Consider the following 9,523-nt stretch of genomic DNA (forward strand, 5'->3'; position numbering starts at 1 on the left):
TTGCAACCTCAGCAACTGTATTCTTGGGGATTTTCTGGGGAGGCAGGTTACTATGAGCAGAATGAAGGTCGAGCTGCTGCACATCCACAAGAGTTTTGGGGCGGTACAGGCGAACCGCGATGTGTCCTTGCGGGTGGAGGCGGGCACAATCCACGGCCTGCTTGGGGAGAATGGGGCCGGCAAAAGTACCTTGGTCAAGATCCTGAGCGGCTTTCTGCGCTGCGATCAGGGGGAGATTTGGATCGATGGGCAACCGGTTCGCATCGACAGCCCTGCAGCAGCCATTCGCCTGGGCATTGGCATGTTGCACCAGGATCCCTTGGATTTTCCTTCTCTGACGGTACTAGAAAACTTTATTGCCGGGCAACGAGGGCGCTTGGGCTTGGGGCTGCGGGAAAGCCGAAGACGTCTCGAGAAAGCCTGTGAAGAGTTTGGTTTCAATCTCAACCCCGATGGAGCCATCGGCAGCTTGACGGTGGGGGAACGGCAACAACTGGAAATGCTGCGGTTGCTTTCCCTGGGAATCAACACCTTGATTTTGGATGAGCCGACGACGGGCATTTCTGCAGCGCAAAAAGATCTTCTGTTCGCGGCTCTGAGAAGGTTGGCGGAGCAGGGCAAATCGGTGATCTTCGTCTCCCACAAGCTGGCCGATGTGGAGTGCCTTTGCGATCGGGTGACGGTGATGCGGCAGGGGGAGGTGGTGGGGGAGCTGCCTGTTAGAGGTGAGGACATTGCCCTGCTGGAACAGCGGTTGATCGATTGGATGTTCGGGCGGGAGTTGACACCCCCGGCTCGGCCCCATTCTCCGCAAAGGAGGGCGGATCCCCTGTTGGAGTTGCGCTCCCTGGTGGTGCGGCATGAGCCGTTTGCCTTGGCTTTGCCAGATCTGGCGGTGCAGCCGGGGGAAGTGATTGGGTTGGCCGGTTTGGAAGGCAGTGGGCAACGCTCTTTCCTGCTCACCTGTGCAGGGTTGTTGCCGCCCAGGCGTGGCCGGATTCTGTTGGGGGGGCAGGAGATGACAGGCCGTCCTTACGGCGACTATCTGCGCTGTGGGGTGGGGTTTTCTCCGGCGGATCGGCTGCGGGAAGGGCTGATCCCCGGCTTAACCTTGCAGGAGCATTTTGCCCTCCAGCAGCAGGATCCCTGGATCAACTGGGCTCTGGCCCGTCAACAGGCCCAAGCGGCCATTGAACACTTCAGCATTCGCGGTCACCCCTACAGCCGGGTGGAGCAACTCTCGGGGGGCAACCAACAGCGCAGCCAGTTGGCTCTCTTGCCCACACCCCTGAGTCTTTTGCTGATGGAGCACCCAACGCGAGGGTTGGACATCGAGTCGGCGCTGTGGGTCTGGGGGCAATTGCTGGAACGCACCCAAGCGGGTACGGCTATTCTTTTTGCCTCGGCGGATTTGGACGAGATCCTGCAGTACAGCAACCGGGTGATGGTGTTCAGCGGCGGACAGGTCTCGGAGCCCATTCCGGCGGCGGAGCTCACCGTTTCACGCCTGGGACAGATGATGACGCTTCCCGTCTTGCGCAGCACTCACAGCAGCGAGATCCCAGGGATCCCGACTGAGGTTTAGAGGGCTGGTCGCATCAGCAGGAACTGACACTCTGCCGGAGCAAGAGCATGACTCTAGTCAATAATAAGCTCAACTATACTGAAAATAATGTATATAATATGTTCAGTACGGATTACTACCAGTTGATCTTTCTGTTTACTTTCGAGTCTGCCAACATGGTAGCCAAAGCAAAGCAGAAAATTGGTAGTAAGACGACACGGAAACTGCGCTTTGGGTATTCTACTCAAAGCTTTGCGGGATACCGCCATTCTGTTTGGACTCCGTCCCGCTAACGCGAATGGAAACAAACAGAATGCTATCGCTGCATAGTTGAACAGTGATGTTCAGCAGTGTTCAGCGTAAATGTATCAGAAGGATTTGAGAACGGCATGGCAACCGGCTAGAGCAAGGCTTAGAGTAGCAGTGGCTCCAAGCCTTTTGCTCAAGGAATCTGGCCATGGGATCCCAGGATCACCTCTTGCCTCCAGGAGCAGAGGAGCTGCAATCTGACCGCTCGCCCTCCTCGGAGCAAGTCCTTTTGGAGCTCACCGTTCGGGGATCCCGGCAGCAAGTCTTGCAGGGTTTGCGGGCCTGGCTGGAGCTGAGCTTGCTGACTCCAGAGCACTTTCGCTTGCTGGTGGAGCAGTATCGGCTAGAGGGGGAGGAACCAAGGTCAGCGGCAGTTTCCCCCAGCGACGAGATCCCGGCTCGTCTTGGCTCGGCCTACGTGCTCTGGATTTTGGGTTTGTTTGGCATCTGTGGCCTGCACCGTTTTTATCTGGGCCGCTGGCGGACGGGTTTGCTCTGGCTGTTGACCTTTGGGCTGCTGGGGATCGGTCAGCTCCTGGATTTGATTTGGATCCCAGGGATGGTGCGAGAAAGAAATGCTCGCCTGGCCGGATCTGGGGTTGAGGAACCTGCGGTCGAGGGGGGAGAAGAGCCCCAAGCTGCCCCTCAATCCACTCGCGCTACTCGGACGGAGTCCTTGCCCCCCCCTACCCCGGCGCTGGCTGTTTTGCTGCGGAACTTGCTGTCAGAGCTGAGCGTGGCTTGGCTGTTGCTGCTGGGCCTGTTTTTGGTGGTGGTGTCCTCGGGGGTGCTGGCGGCCAGCCACTGGGAGCAATTTTCTCCAACTGCTCAGTATGGGGTGCTCTTGGCCTATACGGCGGCTTTTGGGGTAGGTGCTGGATGGATCCAACGGCAGGAAGGGCTGCGTCTAACCGGTCAAACCTTGGAGGCTATTGCCCTGCTGCTGGTGCCGGTGAACGTGTGGGCCCTGGATGGGCTGGGGATCCCTTGGGGGATCCGCATCCTGGCGCTGGGCTTGCTGCTGGGGATCCCGTTGACGGCTGAGGGTCGGGTGCGCTCGCTGGGTTCAGGTGCCGGCTTTCGCGACAGCGGTGTGGAGCCCAATGCCTTTTACGGAACCTTGGTGAACTTTTTGGCCCTCTCTGGCTTGCACGCTTTCTGGAGCTTGGGGCCGCAGGAGCTTCGCCCTGCTTTTGTCCTGGGGATCCTGTATCTGGGGATCCTCAGCACCGTGATTTACACCTGGAGCCGCCGGTCTCGGGAATTACGGGGCTCCAAGATCTGGCTAATCGGGGCTGCCGGATCCCTGTTAATCCTACGGGGGCTGCTGTCTGGGCATGTCCAAGTGCCGCAGTTGGGGTTGGCGGTGGCCCTGTTGGGTTGGCTAGCAGCGGAATGGCCCCAGGGATCCCCGGACGTCGTAGCAGAAGGCGCTCAGGAGGGGACGCTCTCCCGCTGGTGGGAGGGGAGCTGGGTGCTGTTGGTGGTGGGCTGGCTGCTGGCTGCCATTGGCTTGGCGGAGAGCCCTTTCAGCGGCTGGCAGTTGCTGGGGATTAGCCTGCTGGGGATCCATGTCTTAATCGGGCGCTTGCGCCGACACACCCAGTCGCCCCAGCGGGACGAAGTCCTTAGGGTGCATTTGACGTTGCTGTTCTTGCTGGGCCTGGAAACTTGCTGGGCTTTTTGGCAGGTGTGGCCAGCAAGCTGGCGGCAAGAGGTTGTAGCTACAGTAACCAACTGGTTTCAGCCCCTTGATTCCCCCTGGGGCTTGCTGGGGTTGGCGCTGCTGCCCTATGAGGTGCTGTGGCTGGGGTTGGCGGCCCGCTGGCAGAGGAGCGGTCCAGAAGCCGGTGAGACAGGCTTTTCTAGGCTGGTAGAACCGACAGAGTGCTTGGTGCTGGGGTTGGGCGGATCCCTGCTGCTTTTGAGCCTTCCCCATCCGGCCATTCGCTTCTGGCATTTGCTTTTGAGTACTGGCATCCTGACCTGGTGGCTGCGGCAGAAGTCCAAGAGAGCTGAGCTCCTCGATCCCCGCTGGGTATTTCTCACCCATGCCTACGGAGTGGGGGCACTGCTAGCCGGGATCCGCTGGCTTTTGCCCGACTTGTTCGCGCCAGCGGTGCGGAGCACTAGCTTGTCCGCTTGGGGAGTGGTTCTGCTGTTGGTGGGTCTATTGGAATGGGCAGGGCGAGTGGCTCTGGGTGGGTCAGGGCGCTTTTGGGGATTGCCCGTGGGGCTGTGGCAGCGAAGTGCAGATGGCATAGGGCTGGTGCTGGTGGGATCCAGCTACTTGGCGTTTTTGCTGCAACGGTTCCTTGATTCGTCTGCGACTGGTGAACAATCCATGGGCTGGCTGTGGCTGCTGGTGCCTCTTGCTTTAACGGCAGCTCAGGTATTGGCCCTGCCCCCCCTGGAGTTCATGCCCCGCTGGCTGCAGAGCCCAGAGCAAGGGGGATTAGGATCCCTTTCCTGGCAGCAGGGGATCCCAGTGCGGGGATCCCTGCGTCTTTGGGCCGTGCTCTCGCTGGTGATGGCGCAGTTGCTCACCTTGGGCAGGCCGGGCCCGGATCTGCTCGGGCTAGGGCTGGGGTTGCTGCTGCTAGCTACCCAGGTGTGGCTATGGGCTTGTCCCTTGCCAAGTTCCCCTACTCCTGGAGCAGAGGGGGAAGCCCTGCTGGCGGTGGCCTTCGGCTCAGGGTTCGGCCTGGTGGGGATCAGCCGGCTCTTGCCGACACTTACGGAAGCGGAATGGCTGCTGGTCTTGGCAGCGCTGCTGTTGCTCTTGAGCGGCTGTCGCTACGGCATCCGGCACCTCTCTTCTCGCCTGCAAGCCGCTTACCGGCCAGCCCTGGATGGCTGGGGTATACCCTTGGGGTTGGTGCTCTTGCTCTCCCTAACGTTGCCCACCGCGGCGGCCCTCTTCACCCCTTCCTCGCCCCCTGCTTTCTCGGCAGCCATACCGCTGGCCTCTGGGGTTACCTGGCTGGCCATTGGTCTCCGACTTTGGGTAGAGGTTGCTCCGGTCTTCTCTGCTCCCATTGCCGAGACGGGATCCTCTCCGACCCTCCCCCCTAGCGCTAGCGGGACGGAGTCCTCTCCGACAAGGGATGCCCCTGAAATTGCCCAAGCCCTTTCATCTGGCCAGATCAAGGGTCAGATGGATGGGTTGTTGTACGGGCTGGGCTGGGCTTTGGAGCTACTGGCGGCAAGCGGCGTGTTGTGGGCTGTGCAGGGATCCCGTCCTGTTGCCCCTCTGCTTGCCGTCATCAATCTGAGCCTGGGGATCCTCTTTTGGATTGGGCCGGAAAAACTCTTGCTTGAGGGGGCCGCTCGCGCTGGCGGGACAAAGTCTTTGGGGGGGCAGCTCCTGCAACAGGTCAGGGCCCTGAGCTTCTGGCGGACGGGGCCTTTGATCTATGCAGGGTTGGGCTGGCTGGGATCCCATGCCCAGTGGAGTGAGGTAACGGGCTTGGGCAGCTTAGGTCTCTCCATCGTGTTGCTGGGCCTGGGGCGTCGACAGGCGGTCCAACGGGCGCAAGAGCAAGGCCGGGAAGACCTCCGTCCTGCCAACTGGAAAGGGCTCCTGGGCGCTTGGGGCGTGTCTGTGGCCGCCTACGAGAGCTGGCTTTACTTCCTCAGCCAGCGAACTGGGGGATCCCTGGCAAATGGGTTGGTGTTGATCGCTCTGTTAGGGCTGAGCTTGGCCTGGGGCTACGGCTTTTGTCCCCCTTGGCTGGCGGCGACCCTGCAGCTTAAAAGAGCTGGGTTGCGCTGGATGGCCTTGGCCAACTGGGCTCTGGCCAGCCTTGTCCTCTGGTCTGCCCTTTTCGATCCTCGCCTCAGCCGTTGGGGACAGCTCCTCTGGGTGCTGACGGGATCCGGCCTGGTGGCCTATGCCGCCGGACAGGCGAGAACCTCAACTCTAGAATCTCCAACAGAGCGAAATTGGGCGCCAACGGTCTGGGGTTACCTCAGTGCTTGGCAGGGGGCTGGGGTTCTGCTGGGCAGTGTGTTCCTGGGGCTGCCACAGCTATCCATAGCGCGGTGGGCCGGATCCCTGCTCTGTGGGCTGGGGCTGGTTTACCATGGCTTGCCCTGGCGACGGTGGGGCTGGCCGGCGGCTCCTTGGCAGAATACAGCCTTGGTGCTGCCCCTGGCCGCTTTTCTGGTAACCGCGGGAGGAAATAACACCCTTAATCTGCTGCTGGGGGCAACCTACTATGCCCTGCTGGCTATCTGGAGATCCCAAGTGCGCCTGGGCTATGTCAGCCTGTTCTTGAGCAACTGGATCCTCTGGGATTACATCCAGCAACAGGACTGGTCTTCTCTCACGTTCTCCGCCCTGCCCCTGGTGGGATCCCTGCTCTATGTGGCCCAGGTGGATCCGGGATTACAGGAAACCAACGGACGGCGGGGGCGGCATTGGCTGCGGCTGGTTTCCTTGGGCACATGGCTGCTGGTGGTGCTGGTGGAAACTCACGGGCAACGGTGGACGGGCTTTTGGCCGGTAGGGTTGGGTTTGGCCTTGGGTCTGCTGGGCTTGGCCTTGCGGGTAAGAGCCTATCTCTTCGTGGGCACGCTGGCCTTTGGGCTGGGGATCCTGCGGCAGGGATGGCTGTTGGTAACAACTGATGCGCTGCTGCTCTGGGCCACTGGGATCCTGCTGGGCCTGCTTCTGATTTGGACGGCAGCCAATCTTGAAGGGCGTCGAGAAGAGGTGGGATCCCGCCTCTCCGCTTGGCTAGGGCAACTGCAGAGCTGGGAATAGCTCCCCCCGTGGGAGAGGGGTCGAGAGTGAGCCAGTGGGGCAAGGGGCATGTCAAACTGGTGCTGGCCTTGCTTTGGAGGATGGGGTCTATTGCTGGGCAACGTTGACCCAAAGGTGTCTTCTCAGCCTAGGTGGAAAAAGCTTCTGCGGCAGATCTTGGCTCCTTGGCGCGAGTTCGATGGCATGTTGCTGGCCACGGTGCTGGCCTTGACAGGCATCGGCATTCTTGCCATCCGCAGCGCAGTCTGGGAGCGTCCCATCAGCCACTATTGGCTGCAGCAGTTGATCATGGCCGGGATCAGCCTGGTGTTTTTGGGAATGGTAGCCCGGATCCCGTATGAGCGGCTGTTGCGCTGGCACTGGTTCACCTACTTCCTGACCTTGGCAGGTTTAATTGCAGTGCTCTTTTTCGGCACGGCGGGGGGAGGGGCGGAGCGCTGGCTCTCCATCGCTGGCTTTCAGGTGCAGCCTTCTGAGTTTGCCAAGCTGGGGGTAATTGTTACCCTGGCTGCTCTCCTGCACCACTGGCCGATCAAGTACTTCAGCCAGATTTGGGTGGCCGTTGCCGTCATTGCTCCTCCCTGGATCTTGATTTTCCTGCAGCCCAACCTGGGCACTGCCCTGGTGTTTGTGGTGATTGTCCTGGTCATGCTCTACTGGGCCGGGGCCAAGGGCAGTTGGATCCTCTTGCTCCTGTCGCCGGGGGTGGGAGCCATTCTCTATGGCTTACACACTCGCCCAGAGCTGAGCTGGATGCTTTGGGTTTGGCTGCTCTGGTGTCTGGGAATGGCGGGGTTGGCTGCTTGGCGTCTCCCCTGGCAGTGGACGGGGGCCGTAACTTTTGGGGTAATCAACCTGCTCTCGGGGCAGTTGGGTCAGCTAGCTTGGCACCTTCTCAAGCCCTATCAGCGGCGGCGGCTGGAGATTTTTATCGATCCCATGCAAGAGCCCTGGGGAGCCGGCTATCACCTCATTCAATCCCGCATTGCCATCGGAGCCGGCGGCCTCTGGGGCCGCGGTATCCAGCAGGGCACCCAAACCCAGCTGGACTTCATCCCCGAACAGCACACGGATTTTATTTTCTCGGCCATTGGGGAAGAGATGGGTTTTATCGGCACCCTGACGGTGCTGATCCTGTTTTGGATCCTGTGTGCGCAGCTGATCTGGATTGCCCAAGGGGCCAAGGACAATTTTGGATCCCTGATTGCCATTGGGGTGCTGGCAATGATCCTGTTTCAGGCGGTGGTGAACATCGGCATGACCATCGGCCTGGCCCCCATTACCGGCTTGCCTTTGCCTTTTTTGAGCTATGGCCGCTCGGCTCTGCTGACCAATTTTCTGGCCATTGGCTTGGTGGAATCGGTGGTGATGCACCGCCAGCGTACTAGTCTTTTCAAGTAGGCAGGCTCCAGCGGGTTTGGCCTCAACAAGGGGAAGCTGCTGCCAGCGTTGGGCAACACTGGCCAAGGATCTTAAGATAGGAACACGGAGCCCCGGCTGGTCGAGCTGGCATGTTGCGTTTGGATCCTGCCCTCTACTTTGACCACAGCGCCACCACTCCGCCTCGGCCTGAGGTGATCGAGGCCATGCAGATGGCGATGCAGGAAAGCTGGGGCAACCCCTCCAGCTTGCACGGGTGGGGAGAACGGGCCGCCATGGCCATGGAGCGGGCGCGGCAGCAGGTGGCCGAGCTGCTTAACTGTGAGCCGGAGGCGCTGCTGTTTACCTCAGGCGGGACGGAGTCCAACAACCTGGCCCTGTTTGGGGTGGCCCAGCGCTACTCTACTCCCCAACATCTCATCATCTCCAGCGTCGAGCACGCCTCGGTGGAGAATGCTGCCCGCCAGTTGCAGTCCCAAGGCTGGCAGGTCACCCGTCTGCTGGTGAACGCCGCCGGCCAGGTGGATCCCCAGACTTTGATCCAGGCGCTGCAACCCAATACCGTTTTGGTCTCCATCGTCCACGGCCAAAATGAGGTGGGATCCCTGCAGCCCATTGCAGAGCTGGGTCAGATCTGTCGCCAGGCGGGGGTGCTCTTCCACACCGACGCTGTGCAGACGGTGGGGCGGATCCCGCTGGATCTGGCGCAACTGCCGGTGGATCTGCTCTCCCTTTCCGGGCATAAACTCTACGGGCCCCAGGGGGTGGGGGCGCTGTACGTGCGCCCAGGGGTGGAGCTGCGACCGCTGCTGCGGGGGGGTGGGCAAGAACGGCGGCTGCGGGCTGGCACCCAAGGGATCCCGGGCATTGTCGGCTTGGGAGTGGCGGCAGCTTTGGCGGCCCAAGAGCTATCTCAAGAAACGGCCCGCCTGCGGCAATTGCAACGGCATTTGGCCCAGTTGCTAGCGGAGGTGCCCGGTTTGCGGCTGACCGGCCCTGTGGATTTGGAGCAGCGCCTGCCCCACCACCTCAGCTACTGTGCCGCAGGGATCCCGGGGAATGTGCTGGTCAGGGCCCTAAGCCGCCAGGGGATCGCCATTAGCGCCGGCTCTGCCTGTAGCAGCGGCCAACTGATCCCCAGCCGCATCCTCTTGGCCATGGGCCACTCAGAAGCCGAGGCGCTGGGATCCATTCGCCTTAGCCTTGGCAAAGCCACCACCTACGCTGCGGTTGAGTATGTGGCCCGATGTCTACAAACGGAGCTTGCCTCCATCTCCAAATCCGTAGCCTTGGGGAATGCGGCAACTCAATCGCCGTTGTCGATCCCCGTCACCAAATTTTCGGGCTGGAGGCCCGCACCATAGCCGCAGGCTTGGTGTCGGGAGGAAAGCCCTCCTCCATATAGGTTTTGCTGGTCAAAAGTCTGGATAAACTACAATAAGCCCATGAGCCAGACTATCTCTGTACGTTGCAAGCTGATAGTCCCACAAGAGTTGCGTCAA

4 protein-coding genes are annotated in these 9,523 nt (G+C 60.8%); all 4 read left to right on the forward strand.

Annotation, left to right across the window (positions count from 1 at the left end):
• Positions 1-52 precede the first annotated feature (52 nt).
• The 4 genes from ACVW0C_RS07420 (at position 53) to ACVW0C_RS07435 (ending at position 9,385) form a co-directional block, all read left to right on the forward strand.
• Positions 53-1,585 carry an ABC transporter ATP-binding protein gene (locus ACVW0C_RS07420; protein ID WP_457384782.1) on the forward strand — a complete coding sequence of 511 codons (1,533 nt, stop codon included), beginning with the start codon at positions 53-55 and terminating at the stop codon, positions 1,583-1,585.
• A gap of 436 nt (positions 1,586-2,021) precedes the next feature.
• Positions 2,022-6,641, forward strand: a complete 4,620-nt coding sequence (locus ACVW0C_RS07425) for an NINE protein (protein WP_457384783.1) — start codon at positions 2,022-2,024, stop codon at positions 6,639-6,641.
• 90 nt (positions 6,642-6,731) lie between these two features.
• Positions 6,732-8,042, forward strand: coding sequence for a rod shape-determining protein RodA (gene rodA / locus ACVW0C_RS07430; RefSeq protein ID WP_457384784.1), 1,311 nt, complete (start codon positions 6,732-6,734; stop codon positions 8,040-8,042).
• 110 nt (positions 8,043-8,152) lie between these two features.
• Positions 8,153-9,385, forward strand: coding sequence for a cysteine desulfurase family protein (locus ACVW0C_RS07435; RefSeq protein ID WP_457384785.1), 1,233 nt, complete (start codon positions 8,153-8,155; stop codon positions 9,383-9,385).
• Positions 9,386-9,523 lie beyond the last annotated feature (138 nt).

This window comes from Thermostichus sp. OS-CIW-26 (assembly GCF_054058395.1).

Bases quoted from the DNA above. Each gene is read 5' to 3' on its own strand.
- ACVW0C_RS07425 (WP_457384783.1), top strand. From the start codon at position 2,022: ATGGGATCCCAGGATCACCTCTTGCCTCCAGGAGCAGAGGAGCTGCAA.
- ACVW0C_RS07420 (WP_457384782.1), top strand. From the start codon at position 53: ATGAGCAGAATGAAGGTCGAGCTGCTGCACATCCACAAGAGTTTTGGG.
- ACVW0C_RS07435 (WP_457384785.1), top strand. From the start codon at position 8,153: ATGTTGCGTTTGGATCCTGCCCTCTACTTTGACCACAGCGCCACCACT.